The sequence below is a fragment of the Camelimonas fluminis genome (assembly GCF_014656355.1).
GTDB classification, from domain to species: Bacteria; Pseudomonadota; Alphaproteobacteria; order Rhizobiales; family Beijerinckiaceae; genus Camelimonas; species Camelimonas fluminis.
Window position 1 is genome coordinate 17679 of record NZ_BNCG01000022.1, and the last position, 24061, is coordinate 41739.

Sequence of the window (24061 nt, forward strand, 5' to 3'; positions counted from 1 at the left end):
GCAACCATGTCCGCAATCGAACGCAAACCCTACAAGGTCACCGACAAGGCGGGCTTCTGGGTCGCCGGTCAGAAGCTCCCGACCGACAAGGGAGAGGACGGCATCCCGAAGCCCCGCGTCGGCTATGTGCTGCACCTGACCGAAGACGAGGCCAAACACGAGCTGGCCGCCGGCGTCATCGAGCCGGGCGCCAGCGCCGGGGCCTGATGTCATGCGGGTGGGGATGAACAGGCATACGGGCGGGCGGATCACCGGCTGGGACCACTGCGTCCAGTGCATTGAGGTGATCCTGCTGACCCGCATTGGCTGGCGCGTCATGCGCCGGCACTTTGGCTCGCTTGTCCCCGAGCTGCAGGATCGCAACGCCACGCCGATGACGATCATGCAGACCTATGCGGCCATTGCCGAGGCGCTGCGCCGCTGGGAGCCGGGCTTCCGCCTGCAGACGATCCAGCTGACGCGCAGCGGGGCCGATGGCGTGTTCGTTTTCGAGATGAGCGGCCTGTTCTTCCCGCGCGGCCACCTGGGCGATTATTCGGTTTCCGAGGCGAAAACCCTCGCCCTGGGCGCCAACGACAATAACAGCGGCGTCAGGGTGGTTGCGGCATGAGCATTGCAGGCTTCGACCTTTCGACATTACCGCCGCCCCAGACGATCGAGGAGTTCGACGCCGAAGCTATCCTCGCCGAGATCGCGGCCGACGCCATCGCGCGCGCCGACCTCAACGGCGTCAATCTGCGCGGGATCATCACCCACGAGGCCGAGCCCATGCGGTATCTCGCTGAGGCATGCGCCACGCGGGAAATGCGTTTGCGCGGGCGGATCAACGACGCATATCGCGCCAACCTCATCCTGTTCGCCAGGGGCAGTGACCTCGACCATCAGGCGGCGTTTTATGACAGCGTGCGCTTGCCTGGCGAGGATGACGAGCGATTCCGCTGGCGCATCATCCTCGCCATTCAGGGGCGCTCCCCCGGCGGCACCGCGCCGCGCTACAAGTCGGTTGTGCTGGCGACATCGCTGCGCGTCGCCGACGCCATTGTCTGGCGGGTTGGCCTCAGCCCGCTGATCCGTATTGCCGTATACGCGGCAGACAACGGTGGCGTCGCGGATCCTGCGCTTCTGCAACTCGTGTACGACGCCGTTCATGCCGATCCGGTGATCATGGTCAATGACACCATTGAGGTGGTCCCAGCCGTGTTCACCGTGCGCGATATCCACGCGCGCCTTTGGCTGTTGCCCGACACATCGGCCGCTATCGCCACCGCCGCGCCAACCCTGCTGCGCAACGCCTGGGATCGCGAGACCGGCCTCGGATTCGACCTGACCCGCTCGTGGATCAACGGTCGCCTGATGGCCTTGGGCGGCCTGCATTCGGTTGAGGTCATCACCCCGGCTGTCGACATCGAAGCCCCCGAGGAACAGGCAATCTCGCTGGGCCAGATCCAGATCGAGATTGCTGGGCGGAGGCGCTGATGACCACAATCATCGCGCCCGAGATTTCAACGCTCATTGATCTGGATCTTGAGCAGGCTTTAAGGCCCGATAAACAGCCTCTTGAAGATGCTGTTACCCGCCTGCGCGGCGTCAAGCTGATCAACCAGCCGCCCTCGCTGTTGCCCTGGCTGGTGCTGGACTACGGCCTTAGCGAGCTCACGCCCTACGTCCCCAACCTCTATGACCTGATCGCGCAGGGGCCGCGCTGGCAGCGTCTGCGGGGCACGCCGGCGGCTGTCGCCATGGGCCTTGGCTGGGTCGGATACGCGGCCGCCATCGAGCATTTCCCGTGGTACCGGGCGCACTGGAACTGGAACCATCTGGCGCTCACCCGCGTGCGGGATAGCGAGGCAGATCTGCCGGCGATCGAAGGCATCACCCAGCTATCCTTTCCGTTGCGCTCCGTGATGTGGCGGGGGTTCTCGGGCTACGACGTCCGGGCCATGGAATACAGCCGCCATCGCTGGTCCCAGAGCCGCTACAGCAGCCATTCCGGCGTCCGCATCGGCGGTCAGGCGAAGTGGTCGTTCGGCCGGCGCTATGAATCGGATCACACCCTGACCGGGGCGGAGCTGCAGGCGCTGGGCGTCTGGCTGGCGCCGGTCGACGATGAGCCGCTGACCTGGAGCGACGTGCCGTGGGGCGATGTGCCCTGGACGTCCAGCGCCATCGTCGCCCGGTCTGTCGCCATGCTCGATGCGCTGCACCCCGAAATGGAGGCAGCGCCGGGCTGGGCCGTGTTTCGCGACGCCGCCGGCGACATCATCGGCTATCGCCGCCTGCGCGCGCGCCATGCCGTGGCGCCGGCGATGACTGGCCCATACCGGATCGGCGGCACGCCCTACGCCCTGCAGGCGTCGCAAGCGACCCAGATCTATGTCGAGGCCATGACCGATTTCGGCGACGGCAACGGGCAAACGGCCGCCAGCGTCGCCTTCGTGCTCGCGGCGCAGCCGTTGCCGCCGCACAAGCCCGGCGCGCTCTGGCTTCCGGCCGGCGCCATCGCCGCCGCGCCCGAGGTCGGCTCCCAGCCCGTCAATATTCCCTTTGGCCGGACCGTGCGTGAGCGCGTCTGCGCCATCCTGCGTTTCTGAGGTTGAGCATGGCTTACGAGCATCCGTCAGGCATCCCCGGGGCATACAGCCGGGCGGCGGCGCGGCCCAGCGACACGGCCGTGGTGTTCGCCGAGGGTGAGTTTGCCCAGGCCACGGACCACAACGACGCCCACGCCATCCAGCGCCAGCGCACCCAGCGCGTCGGCAATATGGTGGCCAAGGATGGCGACCGGCTGTCGGGCGCCGACATTCAGATCACGCTGGCCGTTGCCGGCGATCCGCCGGTGCTGGTGGAGCCGATGCGCGGTGACCTCGCCTTGGCGGCCGGTCGCATCTATGTCGCCGGCGACGTGCGGGACGTCGCTGCAGCAACGTTTGCGGATGTGGCGCTGGCGGGCGAAATCACGGTCGGCGTGCGGCTGGTGCGGGACATCGTGACGGCCGCCGATGATCCGTTGCTGCTGGGATTGCACCCAGGCACAGAGGCAGAGGGCGAAATCGGCTCCGCCCGCGAGGTCGAACATATCGCCTGGGCTCTGCCCGGTGACGGTCAGCCGGGAGAATATTATCCGGTCTACACCGTCCTGCATGGCGCGGTGATCGACCAGACGCCGCCGCCGGCGCTGTCAGGCGTCCTCAACACCATCGCGCTCTACGATCGCGACGTGAACGGCAACTACATCGTCGACGGCTGTCAGGTGCTGGCGCTGGGCAATACCGGGGCTGGTCAGGCGTTTTCGATCGCCGCCGGCACCGCCAACATCCAGGGACATAAGCGCATCCGCGAGGCGGCGATCCGGCATACCGAGCCGGAGACACCGGATCTGGAGGCCATCACCGCCGAGCCGCATGTGTTCGCCGGGCCGGACGGCGGCGAGGCCATTATCACCGTGTCGCGTCCGCCGATCGCCGCCGTGGGACAGGTTGTGCTCGTGAGACGGGCCACCGCCACGGTGACGCGGGGCGTCATCGCTGGCGGCGCCGATGCCCTGCCGCATGCCGCCGTGGTCGAGATCGAGAGCGTCAAACAGGGCGCGACCACCTATGTCGCCGGCACGGACTATCTGCTGGTCGCCGACAATGTCTCCTGGTCGCCAGCCGGCGCGGAGCCAGTGGGATCGTCGACCTACAGCGTCACCTATCTCTACAACGCCCTGGTCGCGCCGATCGAAGTCACCGCCAGCACGGTCAAGGTGGCCGGCGGCGTCAACGGTCGGGCGGCGCTGGTCTCCTACACCAGCAAGATGCCGCGCATCGACATCCTGTGTCTCGATGCTTCCGGGCGACCTGTCTATGTCAAAGGTATTCCGGCCCGCCAGGGCGGTCTCGCGCCCCAGCCGCCGGCGACGCTGCTCAAGCTGGCTGAGATCACCAACAACTGGGTGTCGACGCCGACAGTCAGGAGCAACGGCACGCGCTCCCTCAGCCAGGACATGCTGAACCGCATCGCCAACAAGCTGCTCGACGTCATCGACACTTTCGACCGGTCCGAAGCCCAGCGCGATATCCAGAGCCGCGCCGGCGTCGCCACGCGCGGCATCTTCACCGACATGTTCGTCGATGACTTCTACAGGGATCAGGGCGAGCCACAGACGGCCGCGATCAATCGCGGCGTGCTGATGCTGGCGATCGACAGCGTGCTGGTCGTTCGCGCCGGCAGCGTGACAGAAACCCTGCCATGGGTTCCGGAAGTCGTGATCCGCCAGGACAAGGCCACCTCGGCCATGCGGATCAACCCGTACGACAACTACGCGATCATGCCCGGCGCGCTGCGCCTGGAGCCGCCGACCGACTACTGGACCGAGAGCGTCACCCAGTGGACGTCGCCGGTGACCATGGAGTTCTCGGCCGCGCCCAACCAGCCGCCGGGATCCACCGGCTTTGATGAGGTGGCCTCTCGCAACCAGACGGCGGCGCAGGTGATGCGCCAGATCAACGTCACCGCCACCATTGACGGCTTCGCGGCCGGCGAAAACCTCAAGACGCTGACCATGGACGGCGTCAGTATCAAGCCGCCGGGCGTGCAGACGGCCGACGCCAACGGCCGCATCGTCGTGACGTACCAGATCCCGGCAGGCATGCCGGTTGGCCGCCGTCTGGTGCGGGCCGAGGGAATGGCCGACAGCTATGCCGAAGCGATCTATGTCGGCGAAGGCATCATCGACACCACGGTGATGCGCCGCGTCACCCTGGTGGCGCAGGCTGCGCCGATCCCGGTCATCAACGTCATCAACAACACCACGGTGATCAACAACATCACCGAGGTCATCAACGTGACGCAGCCTGTGGTCGCGCCGTTCCCGTTCGGGATCGACCCGCTCGCCTGCAGTTTCACGCTTGTTGAGGCGCGCTGCCTGGTTGGCGTCCGGCTCAAGGCCGATGCGGTCGGGGATCCGAACAAGCCGGTCCGCATTCAGTTGGCGACCGTTGAGAACGGCTGGCCGACCAACGTGGTGTTGGCGGATACGCTTGTCTCGATGATCGGCGTTGCGCCGGGCGACGTCATCACCGCCTGGTTCGCCGCGCCAGTATTTGTGGCGGCGGGCCGTGAGTATTGCTGGGTGGCGCTGACGACCGATTCCGAGCACGCCATATCCATCGCCCGCCTTGGCGAGGTCGACGCCGCAACCCAGCAGCGCGTCGCCTCCCAGCCCTATACCGTCGGCGTTCTGTTCTCTTCGGCGAACCGTCAGACATGGACAGCGCACCAGGATGCAGATCCGTGGTTCGAACTGCTGGCGGCGAAGTTCACCGCGACCAGCCGGGCAATCGATCTGTGGGAGGGCGATCTCGACCAGGTGTCGGATCTGCTGGTGCGCGGAGCGATCGAGATCCCGACAGCCGACGCAGGTTGCCGCTACGAGCTGGTACGCGCCAACGGCGATGTTATCCCGCTCGCGCCCGGCCAGACGTGGGAAGCCCGCGAATACGTCACTGAGCACGTCAAGTTGCGGGCGGTGCTCACGGGCAACGAGCGGATTTCGCCGGTGCTCTATCCCGGCACCGCCATCATTGGCGGTCGCATCCGTGCCTCTGGCGACTACGTCTCCCGTCTGTTCGCGATGGGCAACCCTGTCCAGGTGCGCGGCGTCATGTCCACGCTGCTGCCCGCCGGCTCGTCCCTGACCGTCGAAGTCGACAACGGCGCCGGCGTCTGGTCGCCGCTGGATCCTGATGGCGGCGAGGTGCTGGGCGGAGGCTGGTCCGACGCCCTGTATCGCCGCGGCGCCCACACGGCCGCGCAGGGCCGCGTCCGTCTGACGCTCACCGGCGGCCCCGCCGCACGTCCATCTGTCGCCCGCCTGCGGGCCGCGTCTATCTGAGGGGCCTGAGATGGCTGCAGTCGTCGACAACCGCACGCCCAACTATGACATCCCGCTCCCGAATGCGGACAACTGGCTGTCGGAGGATGTGATCCGCCTGGCGCAGGCGATCACGGCATTTGACCAGCTGATCAAGACCGCCAACGACAATATCGCGGCCCGCGCGCTCCTCGACCATGCCCACCAGATTTCTGAGATCACTGGGCTGACCGACGTGCTCGCGCAAAAGGCTGCGTACGATCACGTCCACGCCCTGGCGGCGCTGTCGGACGTCGACGTCAGCATCATCACGGTCGGGCAGTATTTGAGGTGGAACGGCGCAAAGTGGGTCCCCGGCGTGGTGTCGGCCGATGACATCAAGGCCGGCGTGATTGACCCGGCGCGCCTGCCATCGATCGCCATCACCGACACATACGTGGTGGCGTCGCAGGCGCAGATGCTCGTCCTCGATGTCCAGAAGGGCGACATCGCTGTCCGGACCGACCTCAACAGGTCTTACATCTGCTCGGGCACTAACCCGGCGTTGCTGACGTCATGGACTGAGTTGCTGACGCCCACGGATGCGGTGTTGTCTGTGGCTGGTCTCACGGGCGCGATTACGGCTTCGGCGCTGCGCACCGCGATTGCCACGGCAACGGGCATTGCGCTGATGACTGCCGCCAATGCGGCGGCGGCTCAAGATGCAATTGGGGCGACCGCGACTGGCAAGTCTCTTATCACGGCCGCAGATGCTGCTGCGGTGCGTGGTATCGCGGGGGCCACGTATCTCGGTGGCGCCCTTATGACCGCCGATACCCCAGCCGCAGCCCGGGCGGCTATCGACTTTAACGCTGGAGCGGCGGCGCTGTCGTTTAATGTGATCGGCAGTCTCTTGATCGCGAGTACAGACACCCCCGCATCGGCTGGGGACCTTATCGCTGGATCAAGCCTAACGATAGCGGCAATTACAGGGACATCATCTGGTAGTCCGGCGACGTATTGGTTCACGGCTTCCGGCGCGACAGGGACGTGGCGTTGCGTTGGCTGGGGAGCCGGCGCCGTAGGAGTGCGGTACGGAGCAACTTTGTGGCAGAGGGTATCGTAATGTCTGATACAATAGTCCGTAACCCGGCGTACAACGCGGTTGGCGGCATAGACTGCGAGATCAATCATCCCACGCTGGGCTGGATACCGTTCTCGGCCAGCGCGGATGATCCAGAGGTCCATGGCCGCGCCATCCACGCGACTGCACAGGCCATGGGGCCAGCGCCATATGTGCCGCCACCGCCACCGCCACCGCCACCGCCGACCATAGCCGACATCTCCCGGCAGCAGTGCGCCATGCGCATGTGCCAGATGGGGCTGATCGGGCCGGAGGATATGGTGGCGATGGCGCAGTCAGGTACGCCCCCGGCGATGGTCGAAAACATGCTGGGAGCCATGCCGGAGCCAGATCAGAGTTTCGCCCGGGCAGCATTTGCGAAGAACACCTACAGCCGGAAAGACCCGTTGCTGGTTCTGATGATGACGGGACAGCCGGTGCCGGTCCCAGGCGGCGATCCACGCCCGGCAACGGCTGACGATATAGATCAGTTTTTCAGGGATGCGGCGCTGCTTTAAACCGCCTGCGCTCTTGCCGTGACATCGTCGGCCGCCGCGAGCGCTGCCGAAACCAGCGGCGCGACAAACGTGCGAAGCTGATCGCGCCACTCCTCGCTGGCTGTCTCCCAGCGCATCATCCGGCGGTCCCGCGCAGTGTCATGCAGGGCCTTGGCAGCCGCCTCGATCGCCGCCTTCAATCTGGCATCGTTGGACATCGCGTAGCTCCCGGCATGCGGCCTTGAGCTTTCACATTCCACGCATTTAAACGGCCAGTCAAAGCCCTCTGAAACGCCAAAGCCCCTGACGCGCGTCAGGGGCTTATCTGTTGGGCTCACCCGCAATTGTCGTCGGCAAGTGCAGACAGTCAAGCGGGATCAGCAATGCCGGTCGGTGATTATTTCCACGGGACACGCGTCTACCGCGTAGGCGAGCAACCGCGTCCTATTTCCACGGGCGACGCCAGCGTCCTCGGCGCGATGATCCTCGCGCCTGCGGCCGACGACGCGAAGTTTCCGCTCAACACTGTCGTCACCATGTTCTCTGACGACACCGCGATGCGAACAGCCCTGGGGACTGGCGGCAACGTGGCGGAGGTATTCCATCCGCTGGACGCCAACGGCGTCACCGCCGAAGTCCAGGTTGTGCGGTTTGAAGAGGGCGCAGGCGCAACCCCGCAGGAAAAGCTGGAAGCGACGATCGTCAATATCGTCGGCTCCGGCGCCAACAACAGCGGCGTGCATGCGTTCCGCGAAGCGACAAAGCCGGCCAAGCTGTTGATCGCGCCTGGCTATGACAGCCAGCGAATTTCCAACGCGAAGAACCCTGTCGCTGCTGAGTTGCACGGCATTGCCGAGCTCAACAAGGCAATGAAGATCCTCAACACGCCGATGGCGAGCAAGGAGGCAGCCGAGGAGTATCGCGAGGACTTCACCGACGATCCGCGAGGGTACCTGTTTCATCCGGGCGTAACGGTCATCAGCGGGGCCGGAACCATTGTCCGGCCCGGGTCCGGGTATGTGGCGGCGCGTTTTATTGCGCAGGATCAGGCAGCTGGCGGCCCGTTTCAGAGCCCGTCCAACACCACCATCGGCGGCATCACCGGCCCATCACGGCCGATCGTCTACCGGACGGGGCAGACGGAGACAGAGGCCAACTACCTCAACTCCATCCGCATCGCCACGCTTCGCGCCGGCAACATCCTCTGGGGAAATGAAACCTGCGCCGAGGATCCGCTGGATCGCTTCGTCAACGTCGTCCGGACCAACGACTGGATCGATGACGCGGTGCTCAACGCCTTCATGTGGGCGATCGACAAGAACATCAGCGTGCCGCTGGCGGTGTCGGTGCTCCAGAGCCTCGACCAATTCGGCGATGAGCTGGTGCGGAAGGGCGCTGTTCTGGGCTTCCGCGCATGGTTCGATGGCGGCCTGAATGGCGACCTTTCCATGGCTTCCGGCGTGCTGCGCTTCGACTACGACCGCGAGCCGGCCGCTCCGCTGCAGGATCTGCAGTTCGGAGCTAGCCGCAACGTCGCCTACTACGCGGAAGTGCGTAACGGCATCCTCACCACCCTTGATCGCCTGCGTATCGCAGCCTGACGGAGCCAGTTATGGCGCTTGAATTTCTGACCCTGCGCGGCGTCAACCTCTATGCTGAGGGTGACGACGGCAATGCGCTCAACACCCATCTGTCGCTTCAGGAGATCAAGCTCGTCGCTGGTCTTAACGAAGAAGGCGAGACCTTTACGCCAGCTGCAGGCAATGGCGCCATCAAGGTGCCCACCAACCGGGCTGAAATCGAAGTGCCGTACACCCTTGCTGGCGTACAGCCCGAGGTCATGAGCCTGTTTGTGACGCCGCTCGGCATCCGGCGGAAGTTCACGGCCTTCGGCGTGCTGGTCAGCGAGTACGCCCAGACCGAAGCGGACCGGGAACGGCAGGTTGTGGCCACGATGTACGGCCGGCTCAATGCCGATATGGCCAGTCATACTGGCTCCGGCCTGACCGGTACGGAGTACACCATCCATTCTGTGAGCAAGTACGTGCTCCAGATCGGCAACAAGGAAATCCTCAGGTTCAATATCGAACAGGGTGGATGGTTCGATGCTGGTGGCCAGCGGTCGCGCATCAACCAGATGCTGGGGATCAATGGATGATCGGCGATCCAGACATGATGCCGGTCCGGCCCTATCCCGGTGCGCCGGACCAGCTGGGCGTCGTGCGCCGCGACGCGGCGCCGCCGCGCCCCATCTTTCCCGGCGCTCCTGACATCAAGCCGGCCGATCCGGCGCAGTGGGGCACGGTTGTGCCGCTGGCGCACCCGCTCATCGTTGATGGCCAGCTGCTCGACAAGATATCGATCCGCCGCCTGACCGGCGACGACATCACCGGCCTGGTCATGGCGGACGATAACGATGCGACCCTGCCCAGACGGGCCCGGGCGCTGGCCTGCGGCGTCCATCCGGAATTGTTCGGCGCACTCTCGGCCGATGACGCTGAGGAGGTCGGCGCGGCGCTTCGCCCTTTTTTACCTTCGTATCTGCTCGTCGCAGAGAGCGACTGGGACGCGGACCCGGCCGCCGACCCCAGCGACCTCTAAAGCGCGGCCTGCGGGCGATTCCGCGCCTCGCCGGCGAAGTTGCCCGGGCCTTCGGCCGGCCGCTCGACGTGGTGCTGGGCTGGCCGATTACCGAGATCGTGCGCCGGCATGAGCAAGCCGCCATCGTGCTTGAGGATCTGTCGTGAGCAACATGCGCGTCAAAATGATCCTCGACCTGATTGCCAATACCGGCAAGGGCGCGGACAAGGCCAAGAAAGACCTCAAGGGCGTCAAGGACGCGGCCAAAGGCTTGAAGGGCAGCGCCGGGGCAGGCCCGGACAAGCTCCGCAAGGATCTGGAAAAGCTGACGCCCGCCGCCCGCAAGGCGGCGCGCGAGCTGGCGATTGCCAGCCATCGCGAGCGCCAGATCGGCCGCGACGGCGGCGTTGCCAAAACCACCCGGCAACTTGATCAGGCAACCCGCGCTGCCAAAAACCTCAACAAGGAACTGGCCCGAAAGCCCGCCGCCAATACGGTGGCGATGATTGGCGGCCGCCCACGCGGCGGGGCGTCGCCAAAGCCGTCCGCGCGCCCGGCCGGCAAGATGCCCCCGTATGTTGCTGGCGGTTTTGTGCCGGTTGCGCCCCGGCGGTGGGCGGGCCGAGGCAGCGGCCGCGCGTCGGGCCCGGCCACGGCGGCCGCCTCGGCCGCTGAGGGTGGTGGCGCGGCGCTCATGGCGGCCGGGCGCGCCTTTGCTCCGGCCGTCGGCGCGTACATGGGCTGGCAGGGCGTTAAAGCGGCTGGCCGCAACACTGTCGGAAAATCGATTTCGTTCGAATCGGCCATGGCCGACGTCAAGCGCAAGGTCGACCTGCCAGCTGGCGGCTCCTATGAGCAGATCGAAAAATGGATCGACAGCGCCGCGATCCGGTTCGGCAAGAGCCGCACCGAGGTCGCCAGCCTGGTGGCCGAGCTGGGCGCGGCCGGCATCGGCTACAACGACCTGTCGCGGGCGATCGAGCTCAACACCAAGGCGTCGGTCGCCTGGGACATGACCGCCGGCGACACCGGCAACACCATGGCGAAGATCCGCGCCGGTCAAAACCTGACGATGGCCCAGCTCGAAGAGTTTGGCGACAAGGTCAACGCCGTCGCCGACGCCGGTGCTTCCAAGGAAAGCGACCTCGTCGAGATGTACCAGCGCGCCGGCGCTTCTGGCGAGATTTCCGGGCTGGATATGGACACGTCCCTGGCTTTTCTCGCCGGCATGAACTCGTCCGGCATTCAGCCGGAGATCGCCGCGCGCGGGTTTAGCGCGATGGTTTCCAAGTTGCGCACCGCCAGCACCGGCGGCACGGACAAGATGGAGCAAGGCTTCGGTCTGCTCGGCCTGACAGGCGAGCAGATTGAGAAAGGCATGATGAAGGATGGCGTGAAAACGCTGCATGACTTCATCGGTCGCTTTCAGAAGGCGAAAGACCAGGCCGGCGCCGCCACGCTGATTTTCGGTCAGGGCTGGTGGGATGAATGGTCCCGCATGGTCAAGGCCATGCCGGAAATCCAGAAATACCTTGCCCTGCTCGGCGACGAGTCGAAGTGGCGTGGGTCGATGGGCAACAACCTCAACATTGAGCTCAAGACCACCAAGAACCATATGGAGCGACTGAGCGCGCTCACCGAAAAGGTCGGCGACCACCTCGGCCGCTGGTTGATGCCGCCGATCAACGACGCCATCAACAAAGTCATCAAGACGATGGACGAGTTCGATGCGGCGGCGGAAAAGCGCAAGCAGGCCGACGAGGCAGGCAAGCGTATCGCAGCTGGGCAACCGCTGACCGACGAACAGCTTCGGATGAAGGTTGACCCAGACGCGGCTAAGCGAATCGAGGACAGCACCTACGCACACGGCCAGAAAATTCGCTCCAAGCACATTGGCGTGCTCGACAAGCGGATTGAGGCGGATCGCGGCAATGCGGCCAAGGTCGACCTGGTATTGTTGAGGGAGCGCAACAAGGCGCGTCTCAAACTCGACCGGGACATCGCAGCGATGGAGGAGGTGCTCAAAAAGGCGGGCCATCATCCCGACAGGCAGCGACAGCTGGAGCATCTGCGCGGCAGGCGCGGCAAGTTGGGCGCGATGGAAGCGGATGAACCGGAGACCGTTGTCGATCCCAAGGTCAGGGCGTATCGGGCAGAGCGGGATCGCCTGATTGGCGAACGCAAGAGGCTGGCCGATGCACAGACCGCTGATCCAGCCAATGCGCCTGGCTACAAGCGACTGATCTCTGGAGATAACCAGTCGTTGCAGGTGCTCAACGCCAAGCTGCGCCGGGATCTGGCTCCAAGCCTGACCGCTATCCACTCCAGCGACAAAAGGTTCTCAGGCGCGCCCATCGGCGATGGCAATTCCGGGTCGATTGGATCGACGGGTCTGACGGCATTCGGGCTCAGTGGTGGTGGCAGGAAGTCGGAAGCAACGCGAACAACAAAAGGAAAAACTGTCCGGGGCGCCGGCGCCGGCTGGGCCAATCGCAGCCTCACTGACTTTGACGTGGACATTGGGCATGAATTGACCGTGCCTCTCGGCGACAAGATCGCCGAAAGCATCGCCGCCTCGGGTGGCAAGGTGCAGGCCGCCACCCAAGGCCTTGTCGACGGCGCCAAGACGATATTGGCCAGCGCTGACATGTCTGCCGCCGGGCAGCAGGCGGCCGCGAGCTATGCCAACGGTCTTCTGGCCGGCGTCCCGCAGGTCGCTGCAGCAGCCGGAAAGCTCAAGGCCGCCGCAACGTCCGGCATGTCCGGCTTTGGCGGCGGCGGTCTCAGGATCGGCGGTGCCCTGCATGATGGAGTGGAGTGATGGTCCCAATCCTCGCCATTGGCCCGCACATCTTCGCCAGCCTGCCGCTCAGCCTTCAGAAGATCCGCGAGCGCACCGTGGCCAACTGGCCGGTCGCCAACCGCTTCGGCAAAGGGCCAGTTCGCCAGTTCACTGGCATGGGCGAGCATGAATTTGAGGTCGAGGGCCTGTATTTCGACCACGAATGGGGTGGCCATTCCGACTATCTGGCGCTCAAGCGCACCCAGGCCGCTGGTCAGCCAGTCCAGTTGCTCGGCCGCGCCGCCGGCGACTTCGCAGCCAGCGTGTTCGGGACCGTGGTCATTCTGGAGGTGGGTGCGGAGCACGAATTTATCGACGTGACCGGCATCGGCCGGAAGGTCGGGTTTTCCGTCAAGCTCGGAGCCTTCGGCGACGACATGCCGGGAGGCCTGTTTTGATGCGTATTCGGATCGAGAGGGATGGCATGGCGCTCGATCTGGCGATCTGGGAGGCGCTCGGCCGGCCAGACGATATGACCGGCATTGTCGAGATGGTGCTGGATTCAAATCGCGGCCTTGCTGACCTGCCCCTGATCCTGCCGCTGGGGACGGAAATCGACATTCCGGACGTGGGCGCGGTCGAGCAGCAGGTGCGTCCGGTTGTGAGGCTGTGGGACTGATGGCCTGGGCTTTCGATCTTAACCAGCGTGGCTACACGCCCATCCTCAAGGTGACCGTCGACGGCAAGGAGGTCGCAGGCGGCTTCTATGGTTGCCTCATTGATCTGAAGATCCGCGACGAGGCCGGTCAAAAATCCGATTCCCTGACCGTCACGCTCAATGATGCTGGCAATGTCATAGAGCTGCCGCGAGAAAAGGCGCTGATCGAGGTCTCAGGCGGGTTTAAAGAGACCGGCCTGACGTTGATGGGCTCCTATGAGCTCCAGACCATCTCCATCCAGGGTGGCGCCGACGAGCCGGAGATCATTGTGCTGCAGGCCTCGGCCGCGGATCTCAAGCGAAAGCTCAAAGGCAAAGGCCGTGAGGCCTTCGATGGCAAGACGGTCGGCCAGATTGTCGACGCGATCGCCCAGCGTAATGGCATGCAGGCCCGGGTTTCCGAGCAGCTGCGCAATATCAAGGTGCCATACCGGGCGCGCGTCGACGCGTCGGAGATCGATTTCCTGACTACCCTGGCCGATCAGTACGGCGCCGTGGTCAAGCCCATGGGCGACAAGCTGGTGATGGCCCCACGCGGCGAAGCGAAGGCCGCGTCCGGCAAGAACCTTCCTCCGATCCAGATCGAGAAAAGCGATTGCAGCCGGTGGCGGATCGAGCCGAAGGGTCGGCCGCAATACGGCAAGGTGCGGGGCGCCTACATCGACCAGGACACCGGCAAGCGCCAGATGACCTCCGCCAATACTGGGATGGAGGGGCCAGAGTTCACGATTCGCGATCCGTTCCCGACCAGGGAACAGGCCGAAAAGGGCGCGCTGGCCGAGGCGCGGCGTCTGACCCGAAACACTGGCGATGGACATTTCGAGCTGGCGCTCGGCCGGCCGGACGCGCAGGCCGAAGCTGATGTGACTGCGGGCTCCAGCTTCCGCACCGGCGTGGCTGGCAACTGGCGGGCCGAAGCCGTCGAGCACACCTTCGACGACAACGGCTTCCGGACCAAGATCGAAATCAAGGCCAGGGAGGACGGATCGTCGGAGAAAAACAAACAGCCGAAGCCGGCGAAAAAGAAGGGAGCCAGCCAGAAGCAAGACAGCGGCTCGTCGGGCGCGTCGAGCCCCTACGGTCCGTTTTGATGTGGTGACGTGACAGGGGAGCCAGAGGCTCCGGCGGTTTGGATGGGGATCTTGGACCGCCCAACGAAAGGCAACGTATCGTCGCCTGCCACGACGGCCTTGCGGCCGCACGGGGCAAGTGACCCGATGCGGGTTAACATTCCATGGATGCAGTGCGTCCCATCAGCCCTGTTGCGGGCTATATCGGCGGCAAACGGCAACTGGCCAGGACGGTCATCGAGCGGATTGCGGGCATAGAGCATGCGCGCTACGCCGAGCCATTCGTGGGTATGGGCGGCGTGTTTCTGCGCCGGGACCTCCGGCCCAAGGTCGAAGCCATCAACGATGCCTCGCGCGACGTGGCCACACTGTTCCGCATCCTGCAGCGCCATCGAAAGGCGTTTATGGACATGGTGGACTGGCAGCTCTCCAGCAGATCGGAATGGGAGCGTCTGCGCGATCAGGATCCGGATACGCTGACCGATCTGGAGCGTGCGGCCCGGTTCCTGTACCTGCAGCGCCTGTCGTTCGGCGGCAAGGTGGCGGGCCGGACCTTCGGCATCGATCCCTATGGACCCGCCCGGTTCGACATCCGCCGGCTGGAGCCACTATTGGAGGCGGTGCATGAGCGCCTCGCCGGCGTCTGGATCGAGTGCCTGCCATGGCAGGCGTTCATCGCGCGCTGGGACCGGCCGGACACATTGTTTTATGTGGACCCGCCATACTGGGGCACGGAGCACTATTACGGCAGGGACCTGTTCGGCCGGGATCAGTTCAGCCAGTTGAGCGCTACCCTCCAAGGCATCAAGGGGCGCTTCCTGCTGTCGCTCAATGACGTGCCAGAGGTTCGGGAGCTGTTCGCCTGGGCGGCCGTGGAGACGGTGGAGCTCTCCTACACGGCCGGCGGCGGTCGGGCTTCAAAGCGGGTGCAGGAGGTGCTGATTTCAACGCCCGTTAAGCGACGCTTCAAAAACCGTTCTGCTGCCATTTGATCTTTCGCGCACTGCCATTCGATCTTTCGCGCTACATGTAGCGCGAAAAACCAAATGGCAACAAAGCGCGTTTTGAACCGCCGCCAAACCGGCGTTGGGAAAAAGGCATGCACAACGTGGAATTCTTTCACAACCCTGCGCGGCGTGATAGATTGCCGCCGCAATATCCATCAATGTCGGGAATGAACGCGCGCAATGCCAGATGAAGGCGACAGTACAGGCGATAGCCCGTACCGAACAGGGCTGGCCTCCGCCCAGGAAGCCAGCATTTTTTTTCCGATACATCTTCCAGTCCCGCCCAGGCGCGCCCCGGATTCTCGGTCCGGGGCTTTTTGCGCGCCTGTCTCCGCGCCGGGTTGTGGAATTGTGTCGGGTCATCCGGATGTGAACGCAGCGCGGCTGGACGCCGCCGCTTTGACGCTTCACGGCGCCAGTCATTCCGCCGGCGCGCTGTGCGGGCGACCGGTATGGCCCCCGGGCTGGGGAAGCGGCGTCGGGCCAGACAGATCATGCGAGATCGCGCCGCCGCCGGAGCCTGACGCTCCGTCCGGCTGGAAGCTGCCGGCCAGCACGCCGGGGCAACCTGTTCTGCTGCAAGCGCCACGGGGAGAGCCGCGTCCGCTATCCCTGACAGTCCTTTAATCAGGGTAGGGTCATGGAGTTTCTTGCAGATCCGCATATCTGGGTCGGCCTCGCAACCCTCGTTGTTCTTGAAGTCGTTCTCGGCATCGACAATCTGGTGTTCATCGCCATCCTGGCCGACAAGCTGCCGCCGGAGCAGCGGAGCCGGGCCAGGCTGCTGGGCCTGTCGCTTGCTCTGCTCATGCGCATTGGCCTGCTGTTTTCGATCTCCTGGATCGTCAGGCTGACAACGCCGCTATTTTCCGTGGGGGCGTACTCCTTCTCCGGCCGCGACCTGATCCTCATCGTTGGCGGCGTCTTCCTGATTGCCAAGGGCACGATGGAGTTGCACGAGCGGCTGGAGGGCGAACAAAAGGCAGGCGCCAACAAGGTCGTGCACGCGGTTTTCTGGCAGGTCATCGTCCAGATCGTCGTGCTCGACGCGGTGTTCTCGCTCGACAGCGTCATCACCGCCGTCGGCATGGTCAACGAATTGTGGGTGATGATCGTCGCCGTGTGTATCGCCATGGCGGTGATGATCGCGGCGTCCGGCCCGTTGATGACGTTCGTCGCCAAACACCCCACGGTGGTGATCCTGTGCCTCGGCTTCCTGCTGATGATCGGTTTCAGCCTCGTGGTGGAGGGCTTCGGCTATCATATCCCCAAGGGCTATCTCTACGCCGCCATCGGCTTCTCGGTGCTGATCGAAGCCGCGAACCAGCTTGGGCGGCACAACCGCGAGAAGCTGATTTCCACGGGCGATCTGCGCGAGCGCACCTCGGAAGCTGTGCTGCGCATGCTGGGCGGCCGCGTCGGCGAGCAGCCGCTCGGCGAAACCATCGAGGTGATTGCCGGCCAGGCCGCCCGCAGCAATCTGTTCCGTCAGGAAGAGAAGGAGATGATCCGCGGCGTGCTCGACCTCGGCGAGCGTCCGGTCAGCTCCATCATGACCCCGGGCAATGAAGTGGAATGGCTGGATCTGAACCGTGGCGACGAGCAGCTTCTCGCCGATATCCGCCGGTTGACCCACAGCCGCGTCGTGCTGGCGCGGGGCGGCGTTGACGACTTCGTGGGCGTGGCCATCACCCGTGAACTGCTCAATCTGCTGGTCGACGGCAAGCCGGTCGACTGGGCTCGCGTGGTCCGCCAGCCAGTCGTGGTGCCGGAAACCACTGACGTGCTGAAGGTCATGGAGCAGATGCGCCGCTCGCCGGTGCAGATGGTGATGGTGGTGGACGAATACGGCTCGCTGGAAGGCATCGCCACCCCCACCGACGTGCTGGAGGCCATCGCCGGCGAATTCCCGGACATGGACGAGGAGGCCGCGGTGCTCGACCGTCAGGACGACGGCTCGTGGATCGTCGACGGCTTCATCGATATCCGTCAGCTCAGCGGCGCCCTGGAGCGTGACCTGGTGGACGAGTCCAACCGTTACTCCACCCTCGGCGGCTATATCCTGACCCGGCTCGGCTACCTGCCGGCGGCGGGCGAAAGCCTGGAAGTGGACGGCCTGCGCATGGAGGTTCTGAACCTCGACAAGCGTTCCATCGGTCGCGTGCGGATCGTGCCGGTGAGCGACTGGGATATCTGAGGCGTTCAGGGAGCCCTGTTGATCCATTTCTGTTTGAAACGGATCAACAGGGCGCTCTATCTTTGCGCATACGCAATTTCTCGGGAAAGCTGCGGGAGCGGTTCAGGAGAAGCTCATGCGCGCGCCTTTTTCGTTTCTCGATGATCCAGCCGTGCCGGAGTTCGACGCTTCCCGGCCGCTTGCCGTGATGGACGCCAGTTGCGCTCTCTGCAGCTGGGGCGCCCGGATGATCAACCGCCTCGACCGAAGCGGCGAGACCCGCATATGCGCGGTTCAGTCGACGCTCGGCGGCGCGTTGCTGGCCCACTACGGCCTCGACGCGCGCGATCCCTCCACCTGGCTGTTCATCGACGGCGGCGTCGCCCATCGTGATCTGGACGCGGTGATCTACGCTGGCCGCCGCTTCGGCGGCTGGGCGCGTCTGGCCTGGGTCTTTGGCCTGCTGCCGGCGCCGGCGCGCGGCTGGCTGTATCAGCGCCTTGCCCGCAACCGTTACGCCTGGTTCGGCCGCGGCGACCTGTGCGCCATTCCTGATCCGTCGCTGCAGCGCCGGCTATTGCGATGAATGTACTGGTGCTGGGGGGCTACGGCGTCTTCGGGGAGCGCCTGGCGCGGCTGCTGACGCGCGATGGCCATCAGGTGACGGTCGCCGGGCGGGATCTGCGGGCGGCGGAGCGGCTGGGGCGCGACATCAATTGCAGCGCTCTGCAAATTGACCGCACGGGCGACCTTTCCGCCATTGCCGGGTTTGATGTTGTGGTCGACGCCGCCGGTCCCTTTCACACTGCTGGCGACGACGCCTGGCGCGTCGCGCGCGCCGCCATTGCTGCTGGCGCGCACTATCTCGATCTGTCCGATAACGCTGCGTTCTGCGCCGGCGTCGGCGCGCTTGACGGCGCCGCCCGCGCCGCCGGGGTCTGCGTGTTGTCGGGCCTGTCGTCGGTCCCGGCCATATCCTCAGCGGCGGCGCGGGCGCTGGCGGGCGCGGACCCGGCGCGAATGATCGATACGGCGATCCTGCCGGGAAACCGCGCGCCGCGCGGGCTGTCGGTCATGCAGTCCATTCTGGCCCAGGCCGGGCGCCCCATGATGGTCTGGCGCGGCAGGCAATGGATGCAGGTCCGTGGCTGGTCGGACCCCGCCGTTTATGAACTGCCGGGCGGCCTGCGCCGCCGCGCCTGGCGCATCGAAGTTCCGGACACGCGCCTTTTTCCGCAGTGGTCAGGCGCGGATTCTGTCAGTTTCCGCGCCGGCATGGAGCTTGGCCTCCTGAACAACGGCCTGGCGGCTTTCGCCTGGATGCAGCGGGGACTGCGCCTGCCGGTTTCTCCAGGCCTGACTCGTGTCTTCCGCCGCGTCGCCGATATGCTGGCGTCACAGGGGACGGATAGCGGCGGCATGTTGGTCGCCGTTATCGCCGGCGGCGAGCGGCGGGTCTGGGCGCTGCTGGCCGGGGAGGGCGAGGGGCCGTTCATCCCGGCGGTTCCGGTGCGGGCGCTGCTGCGCCGCCAGACCTTGCCGGTGGGCGCGCAGGCCGCCGTGGGGGTGCTCGGGCTGGACGAGATCGAGGCGGCGATGGCCGACCTGGCGGTGCGGACCGAACGGAGCGCGACGCCGCGCCGGCCGCTCTTCGCGCGGGGAGCCATCGCGGATTTCGATCATCTGCCCGATGAAATCCGCCGGACCCACGACACGGTCGATTGCAGCCGCTGGCAAGGTCGGGCGCAGGTGACTCGCGGCGGAACCCTGTGGTCGCGCCTGATCGCCGCGGCGTTTCGCCTTCCCCCCGCGAACGCCGATACGCCGGTGACTGTGACCAAACTGGCGGTCGGGCGCGGTGAAACCTGGGTGCGGACGTTCGGCAGGCGCCGCTTCCGCTCGCATCTCGCCGTGACGCCCTCCGGCGACGCCGGAGTCCATCCGGTCATGACCGAACGTTTCGGCCCGTTCACCTTCCTGCTCGGACTGCATGTCAGCGACGGCGCGCTGCATTTTCCCGTGCGCGGGGCCCGCATGGGCCTCTTGCCGATGCCGCGCTGGCTGTTGCCGCGATCAAAGGCGCGGGAATATGTCCAGGATGGCCATTTCTGTTTTGACGTAGCCCTGTTCGCGCCCCTGACCGGCCGGCTGATCGTGCGTTATCGCGGCTGGCTGGAGCCAGCGCCGTCTGGCGACGCCAGCCCGTCAGGCAGCGCTGGCGCATCGGCGGCCTGAAAGGACTGGCGGTTCAGATGGACAGAGTGAAAATCCGTTGCCGGGTGAGCGGAGTTCTCGCCAGGGCGCCGGGGTCTCATTCTCGTCGCGGCATAGCCTGGTCAGCCGGCGAGTCGATGGCGTGAAACGACGCGGAACGGGCCGCCGCGCTCATCTTGGGCCAGCAGGGTCAGGGCGTCGATGGTCAGATCGAGTGGCCCGAACCAGGCGCCCAAGGCCGCCCGCCACGCCGCCAGCCGGTCGCGGGTCAGGGCGTCGCTGAGAGTCATATGGAAGCGGAACGCCTCGAACACATAAGGGTAGCCCCAGCGCTGCTGAAGGACGCGCTGGCGTGGCGTCAGGCGCTCCGGCGGCCGTCGGGCAAGGTCGGTGGGCGTCAGCGGCGCCCTGAAGTCGTCGAACCACGCGACCGTTTCAGCTGCGAACATTTGCAACGCCAGCGACGGCGTCTCTGGCTCCAGGGCGACGAAATTGCCTGGACCGGCGACGCGCATGGTCCCGATGCTGAGCGGCGCCGTGTTTGCCGCCCAGTCGGCGAGCCTCTCCTGCAATTGGCTTGCGTCCGTTCCTTCCCGCAGGTTGAACGGCGGCTTGATGGTGGCGTGAAAGCCATATTTCCACGCCTCCTGGACGCTGGCGGCCAGTTCGGGCGCGGGAATGTCGGCGGGACCTGCGGGCGGCGTCCGGACCCCGGAATAGCAGTCGTAACCGAGTAGCGCGCCGCCGCGCTGATGCAGGGGGCTTTGCGGCGCGGGAGTGAAGTAGATGGCGTAGCGCAAGGGCTGTATCCGTATGGCGGCGGGCGTGGTCGCGGAGCGCCGCCGTTCCCGGCGGAATGGCTATCCACGGTTCGACGAACAGGCGCCGCATCGGCCGGCGTGTTCACAACGCGCAAGCTGGGGGAGCGCCTGGCAATTCCACGTGACGCAGCAACATGACGCGGGCGTGACCGCGCGCGCCATACACAGCGCTGTTGCAGCGGACATCCACGGCCCATTGCACCGGCTGGCTATTGGAGTATCGTTTCACGGAAGGCTGGCGCAAACGACCAGCCGCAAGGGGGCTTCGGACGGGAGGAGCACGGCTTTCGTGACGTTAGTCAATCGACAGCTGGAACTGGAGGCAATTGCAGGGAGGCCCATCTCGGCTACGCAAGCCGCGAAGATGACGCCGCCAGCACTTGCAGCCACACAGGTGGTTCGCAAGCGGATCTGCGATCGGGTCTGCGCCGCGACCGACGCACGCCTTGTCGTGCTTCAGGCGCCGGTGGGCTTTGGCAAGACCACCGCCATGCTGCAATGCCGCGCAGCATTGGCCGCGCAGGGCGTAAACACCGCGTGGATTACGCTGGAGCGATCGGACAATCAACCAGGGCAATTTGTCGCGTCCATGGAGCTGGCGGTGCGCCAGTTGAGCGCGGCTGGAGAGCGGGAGCCGTTTTCGGCGCGGGTGCTGGAATGGCTGCTCCGCTCCAGCGTGCCGTTCGCCATTTTCCTCGACAACATGGATCTGATCGACGAGGAATCCATTCTGGCCCTGCTGCGTTCGGTCATCGAGCGCCTGCCGCGCGGCGGCCGCATCATCATCGGCGCGCGCACCGCCCCACGTCTCGGGCTGGCCAGGTTGCGCGGGCTCGGAATGTTGCTTGAGCTGGACGCCGACGACATCCGCTTCACCCGTGAGGAGACGGAACAGTATTTTCGCCTGCGCTGCCTGCCAGGGCTGTCGCAGGATTCCGTCCGTCGCCTGCATGAGAAAACGGAGGGCTGGATCGTCGCCCTGTGTCTGGCGGCGATCTCCATCGAACGGCAGGGCGATGGGGGAGATTTCGTCGAACGGTTTTCCGGATCGGCCTGGGCGATCGCCGACTACCTTACGGAGGAGGTGCTGGCGAGCCAGCCGGAGGACGTGCGTCGTTTCCTGCTTCACACCAGCATCCTCAAACAGCTCGACGCCTCGATCTGCCAGGCGCTCCTGCCGGATATCGATGCGCAGGCCATGTTGGGCGTCCTGGATAAACAGGGGCTGTTCCTTCTGCCGGCCGCGGGTCATGGGCAGACGTGGCGGTATCACACGCTGTTTGCTGACTATCTGCAGTCCCGTCTCGTGCTCGAAAAGATTGAGACCATCGCGGGACTGCATCTGGCGGCCGCGCGCTGGTATGAGAGTCGCCAGCGGCCCGTCCCCGCCATTGGTCATGCGATCGAGGGCGGTGACTATGCGCTCGCCATGTCGCTTCTGCGGCCGAATGCGCGCCGGTTGCTTGAAGATGGCCGGATGCGTCTGCTGGCTCGCTGGTTCCGGGCCATTCCCCCATCCATGCTCCGTGAGAACCCGGAGCTGGAGGTCATGTCCATCTGGGCCACGCTGTTCACGCGCGGCCCCTGGGATGCGGCGGACGAGCTGGCGCGATCGGGGCGTCAGGCTTCCGGCGCCGCCAGCGTTACGGCGCATCTCAATGCCCTGAATCCGACAATTCTGGCGATGCAGGATCGCCTTGACGAGGCCCGCGCGGCGGGGCTGGAGGGTCTCGCGCGGATGCCGACCGGCGACCGGTTCGCCGACACCATCCTCTGTAACGTCATGGCGAATGTCATGATGTTCCATGGCGAGGACCAGGAGGCGCAACGCTTGCTGGATGAGGCCCGCCGACTTCAGGGCTCCGGCATTTTCAATCACATGTTCGCGGAAGCGCTTGAGGGCATGCTCTGTCTGCAACGGGGCCGGCTGCAGGAGGCGATGATCAGGTTTCGCAGCGCGCCGCATGCGACGGACGATGCCCCCCGCCGCTATGCCAACGGCAATGTCTGGGCGGGCGCGCTGTACGCCGCGGCTCTTTATGAGGTGAACGACGTCGAAGGCGCAGACCAGCTGCTGGGCGATTATCTGCCCATCATCTCCACGCTCGCGTTACCAGATCACACCATTATCGGGCATACCCTCGCCGCGCGGATCGCGTTCATCCAGAATGACGCGCCGCGCGCGTTCGACATTGTGGCCAGCCTTGAGAATATCGGGCATCGCCGCCAGAACGCCCGTTTCGTCGCCGGCGCCAAGCTCGAGCGCAGCCGCCTGCATCTGTTGCAGGATGACGCCCGGGCCGCGCTGGGCGAGCTGGAGCGCGCCGCCGCCCTGCCGGTGTGGGAGCGCATTGGCCGCCAGCATTTGCCGGCCCAGGAAGTCGAGTATCTGGCGCTGGCGCGGCTTCGGTGGGAGATCCATTTCGGCGACGCCGCAGGCGCGCTGCCAGCGCTGGAACGGGAGATTGACGCTGCGATTGACCAGTGCCGGATACTGCGCGCGATCCGGCTGCGGGTGTTGAAAAGTCTTGCCCTGCAGCGGAGCGGCGACCTGCCTGCCGCAATGGAGACGCTCGCGGGCGTCCTCCATCACGCCAGCCGCGAGGGCTTCATCCGCCTGCTGCTCGACGAGGGCCAAAAGCTGGCGCAACTCGTGGGGCTGTTTTACGCTTCCATTGAAGAAATGCCGGCAAGAAGCAGTGACGCTGCCCTGGCGTCGTATGTCCAGCGCCTGATGCGGGCTTTCGGTCCCGCGGCGGTCGCGCCGGCGGTGGGCGCCGCCCGGCCGATGGAGGCCCTGACCCAGAAGGAAATAAAGGTCTTGCAGCTCGTGGCCGACGGTCATTCGAATTCGGCGATCTCAAAGAAACTGATTATTTCGGATAGCACCGTCCGGACGCATCTGCGCAACGTCAATAGTAAATTCAATGCCAGGAGCCGTACGGAGGCCGTCGCGATTGGACGACGATTGCATATCATAAGGTAATATCGGGCCGGGTATCCGCAGCGCGTTTCGACGCGTCGAACAGGTCGCCTGGCAGATCTTCTCCGTTCCGTGGAGTCGCCAGCGTTGCCAGCGCCAACGGTTGCTGGCGGCCGCTGCCTCATAGCGGGATGGAAGAAGCCTTCGTCAGATCCGCATCGCCGGACGCCGGGGCAGACCCCGGATCATGGAAATTGTTTTAGAGCGGTTTTCGAACGTCTAGAATCATAAGAGGTTCCCCCTTCGCGAGATTTCTG

At 65.3% G+C, this 24061-nt stretch carries 21 protein-coding genes; 19 read left to right on the top strand and 2 right to left on the bottom strand.

Annotated features, from left to right (window positions below; translation table 11 throughout):
• The first annotated feature begins 6 nt into the window (after positions 1 to 6).
• The 7 genes from IE243_RS17550 to IE243_RS17580 are packed head-to-tail and all read left to right on the top strand — an operon-like array spanning position 7 to position 7474.
• On the top strand, positions 7 to 207 hold the full coding sequence (locus IE243_RS17550; protein ID WP_191320683.1) for a hypothetical protein: 201 nt from the start codon (positions 7 to 9) through the stop codon (positions 205 to 207).
• Between the two features lie 16 nt (positions 208 to 223).
• Positions 224 to 610: a GPW/gp25 family protein gene (locus IE243_RS17555; RefSeq protein ID WP_244643247.1), complete on the top strand. Its 387-nt coding sequence runs from the start codon at positions 224 to 226 to the stop codon at positions 608 to 610.
• Positions 607 to 1476, top strand: a complete 870-nt coding sequence (locus IE243_RS17560) for a baseplate J/gp47 family protein (protein WP_191320685.1) — start codon at positions 607 to 609, stop codon at positions 1474 to 1476. Before IE243_RS17555 ends, IE243_RS17560 begins: the two co-directional genes overlap by 4 nt.
• Positions 1476 to 2591 (top strand): phage tail protein, encoded by a 1116-nt coding sequence (locus IE243_RS17565; RefSeq protein WP_191320686.1) that lies wholly within the window; start codon positions 1476 to 1478, stop codon positions 2589 to 2591. The genes IE243_RS17560 and IE243_RS17565 overlap by 1 nt, the downstream gene beginning before the upstream one ends.
• Before the next feature lie 8 nt (positions 2592 to 2599).
• Positions 2600 to 5875 carry a DUF4815 domain-containing protein gene (locus IE243_RS17570; RefSeq protein ID WP_191320687.1) on the top strand — a complete coding sequence of 1092 codons (3276 nt, stop codon included), beginning with the start codon at positions 2600 to 2602 and terminating at the stop codon, positions 5873 to 5875.
• Between the two features lie 10 nt (positions 5876 to 5885).
• The gene (locus IE243_RS17575) at positions 5886 to 6959 is read left to right on the top strand and encodes a hypothetical protein (RefSeq protein WP_191320688.1); all 1074 of its coding nucleotides are present in this window, start codon (positions 5886 to 5888) and stop codon (positions 6957 to 6959) included.
• Positions 6959 to 7474: a hypothetical protein gene (locus tag IE243_RS17580; RefSeq protein WP_191320689.1), complete on the top strand. Its 516-nt coding sequence runs from the start codon at positions 6959 to 6961 to the stop codon at positions 7472 to 7474. Before IE243_RS17575 ends, IE243_RS17580 begins: the two co-directional genes overlap by 1 nt.
• Here IE243_RS17580 and IE243_RS17585 read toward each other — a convergent pair.
• Positions 7471 to 7671 carry a hypothetical protein gene (locus IE243_RS17585; protein ID WP_191320690.1) on the bottom strand — a complete coding sequence of 67 codons (201 nt, stop codon included), beginning with the start codon at positions 7669 to 7671 and terminating at the stop codon, positions 7471 to 7473. The two genes, IE243_RS17580 and IE243_RS17585, sit on opposite strands and share 4 nt — an antisense overlap.
• 165 nt (positions 7672 to 7836) lie before the next feature.
• Between IE243_RS17585 and IE243_RS17590 the strand changes: the two genes are divergently transcribed.
• From IE243_RS17590 to IE243_RS17640, 11 genes are all read left to right on the top strand, one after another.
• Positions 7837 to 9054, top strand: coding sequence for a phage tail sheath family protein (locus IE243_RS17590; protein ID WP_191320691.1), 1218 nt, complete (start codon positions 7837 to 7839; stop codon positions 9052 to 9054).
• 11 nt (positions 9055 to 9065) lie between these two features.
• Complete coding sequence (locus IE243_RS17595) at positions 9066 to 9611, top strand: phage major tail tube protein (RefSeq protein WP_191320692.1); 546 nt, start codon at positions 9066 to 9068, stop codon at positions 9609 to 9611.
• Positions 9608 to 10054, top strand: coding sequence for a phage tail assembly protein (locus IE243_RS17600; RefSeq protein WP_191320693.1), 447 nt, complete (start codon positions 9608 to 9610; stop codon positions 10052 to 10054). Before IE243_RS17595 ends, IE243_RS17600 begins: the two co-directional genes overlap by 4 nt.
• 151 nt (positions 10055 to 10205) lie before the next feature.
• Positions 10206 to 12854 (top strand): phage tail tape measure protein, encoded by a 2649-nt coding sequence (locus IE243_RS17605; RefSeq protein ID WP_244643250.1) that lies wholly within the window; start codon positions 10206 to 10208, stop codon positions 12852 to 12854.
• Positions 12854 to 13273 (top strand): phage tail protein, encoded by a 420-nt coding sequence (locus IE243_RS17610; protein ID WP_191320695.1) that lies wholly within the window; start codon positions 12854 to 12856, stop codon positions 13271 to 13273. Before IE243_RS17605 ends, IE243_RS17610 begins: the two co-directional genes overlap by 1 nt.
• Positions 13273 to 13494, top strand: coding sequence for a tail protein X (locus IE243_RS17615; RefSeq protein ID WP_191320696.1), 222 nt, complete (start codon positions 13273 to 13275; stop codon positions 13492 to 13494). Before IE243_RS17610 ends, IE243_RS17615 begins: the two co-directional genes overlap by 1 nt.
• Positions 13494 to 14624 (top strand): phage late control D family protein, encoded by a 1131-nt coding sequence (locus IE243_RS17620; protein ID WP_191320697.1) that lies wholly within the window; start codon positions 13494 to 13496, stop codon positions 14622 to 14624. The genes IE243_RS17615 and IE243_RS17620 overlap by 1 nt, the downstream gene beginning before the upstream one ends.
• 143 nt (positions 14625 to 14767) lie before the next feature.
• Positions 14768 to 15595, top strand: a complete 828-nt coding sequence (locus IE243_RS17625; protein ID WP_191320698.1) for a DNA adenine methylase — start codon at positions 14768 to 14770, stop codon at positions 15593 to 15595.
• A gap of 655 nt (positions 15596 to 16250) precedes the next feature.
• Positions 16251 to 17807, top strand: coding sequence for a TerC family protein (locus IE243_RS17630; protein ID WP_191320699.1), 1557 nt, complete (start codon positions 16251 to 16253; stop codon positions 17805 to 17807).
• A gap of 115 nt (positions 17808 to 17922) precedes the next feature.
• Entirely contained in the window at positions 17923 to 18372 is a 450-nt protein-coding gene (locus IE243_RS17635) for a thiol-disulfide oxidoreductase DCC family protein (protein WP_191320700.1), read from the top strand.
• Positions 18369 to 20021, top strand: coding sequence for a saccharopine dehydrogenase family protein (locus IE243_RS17640; protein ID WP_191320701.1), 1653 nt, complete (start codon positions 18369 to 18371; stop codon positions 20019 to 20021). The genes IE243_RS17635 and IE243_RS17640 overlap by 4 nt, the downstream gene beginning before the upstream one ends.
• A 101-nt stretch (positions 20022 to 20122) precedes the next feature.
• Here IE243_RS17640 and IE243_RS17645 read toward each other — a convergent pair whose 3' ends face one another.
• Positions 20123 to 20800: a DUF1045 domain-containing protein gene (locus IE243_RS17645; RefSeq protein ID WP_244643248.1), complete on the bottom strand. Its 678-nt coding sequence runs from the start codon at positions 20798 to 20800 to the stop codon at positions 20123 to 20125.
• Positions 20801 to 21110: 310 nt separating this feature from the next.
• On the opposite strand from IE243_RS17645, the gene IE243_RS17650 reads away from it, so the two are divergent.
• Positions 21111 to 23807 carry a winged helix-turn-helix domain-containing protein gene (locus IE243_RS17650; RefSeq protein WP_210319894.1) on the top strand — a complete coding sequence of 899 codons (2697 nt, stop codon included), beginning with the start codon at positions 21111 to 21113 and terminating at the stop codon, positions 23805 to 23807.
• Positions 23808 to 24061: the final 254 nt, after the last annotated feature.

Coding starts and splice junctions, on each gene's coding strand:
- IE243_RS17550 (WP_191320683.1), top strand. CDS start 7: ATGTCCGCAATCGAACGCAAACCCTACAAGGTCACCGACAAGGCGGGC.
- IE243_RS17555 (WP_244643247.1), top strand. CDS start 224: ATGAACAGGCATACGGGCGGGCGGATCACCGGCTGGGACCACTGCGTC.
- IE243_RS17560 (WP_191320685.1), top strand. CDS start 607: ATGAGCATTGCAGGCTTCGACCTTTCGACATTACCGCCGCCCCAGACG.
- IE243_RS17565 (WP_191320686.1), top strand. CDS start 1,476: ATGACCACAATCATCGCGCCCGAGATTTCAACGCTCATTGATCTGGAT.
- IE243_RS17570 (WP_191320687.1), top strand. CDS start 2,600: ATGGCTTACGAGCATCCGTCAGGCATCCCCGGGGCATACAGCCGGGCG.
- IE243_RS17575 (WP_191320688.1), top strand. CDS start 5,886: ATGGCTGCAGTCGTCGACAACCGCACGCCCAACTATGACATCCCGCTC.
- IE243_RS17580 (WP_191320689.1), top strand. CDS start 6,959: ATGTCTGATACAATAGTCCGTAACCCGGCGTACAACGCGGTTGGCGGC.
- IE243_RS17585 (WP_191320690.1), bottom strand. CDS start 7,671: ATGTCCAACGATGCCAGATTGAAGGCGGCGATCGAGGCGGCTGCCAAG.
- IE243_RS17590 (WP_191320691.1), top strand. CDS start 7,837: ATGCCGGTCGGTGATTATTTCCACGGGACACGCGTCTACCGCGTAGGC.
- IE243_RS17595 (WP_191320692.1), top strand. CDS start 9,066: ATGGCGCTTGAATTTCTGACCCTGCGCGGCGTCAACCTCTATGCTGAG.
- IE243_RS17600 (WP_191320693.1), top strand. CDS start 9,608: ATGATCGGCGATCCAGACATGATGCCGGTCCGGCCCTATCCCGGTGCG.
- IE243_RS17605 (WP_244643250.1), top strand. CDS start 10,206: ATGCGCGTCAAAATGATCCTCGACCTGATTGCCAATACCGGCAAGGGC.
- IE243_RS17610 (WP_191320695.1), top strand. CDS start 12,854: ATGGTCCCAATCCTCGCCATTGGCCCGCACATCTTCGCCAGCCTGCCG.
- IE243_RS17615 (WP_191320696.1), top strand. CDS start 13,273: ATGCGTATTCGGATCGAGAGGGATGGCATGGCGCTCGATCTGGCGATC.
- IE243_RS17620 (WP_191320697.1), top strand. CDS start 13,494: ATGGCCTGGGCTTTCGATCTTAACCAGCGTGGCTACACGCCCATCCTC.
- IE243_RS17625 (WP_191320698.1), top strand. CDS start 14,768: ATGGATGCAGTGCGTCCCATCAGCCCTGTTGCGGGCTATATCGGCGGC.
- IE243_RS17630 (WP_191320699.1), top strand. CDS start 16,251: ATGGAGTTTCTTGCAGATCCGCATATCTGGGTCGGCCTCGCAACCCTC.
- IE243_RS17635 (WP_191320700.1), top strand. CDS start 17,923: ATGCGCGCGCCTTTTTCGTTTCTCGATGATCCAGCCGTGCCGGAGTTC.
- IE243_RS17640 (WP_191320701.1), top strand. CDS start 18,369: ATGAATGTACTGGTGCTGGGGGGCTACGGCGTCTTCGGGGAGCGCCTG.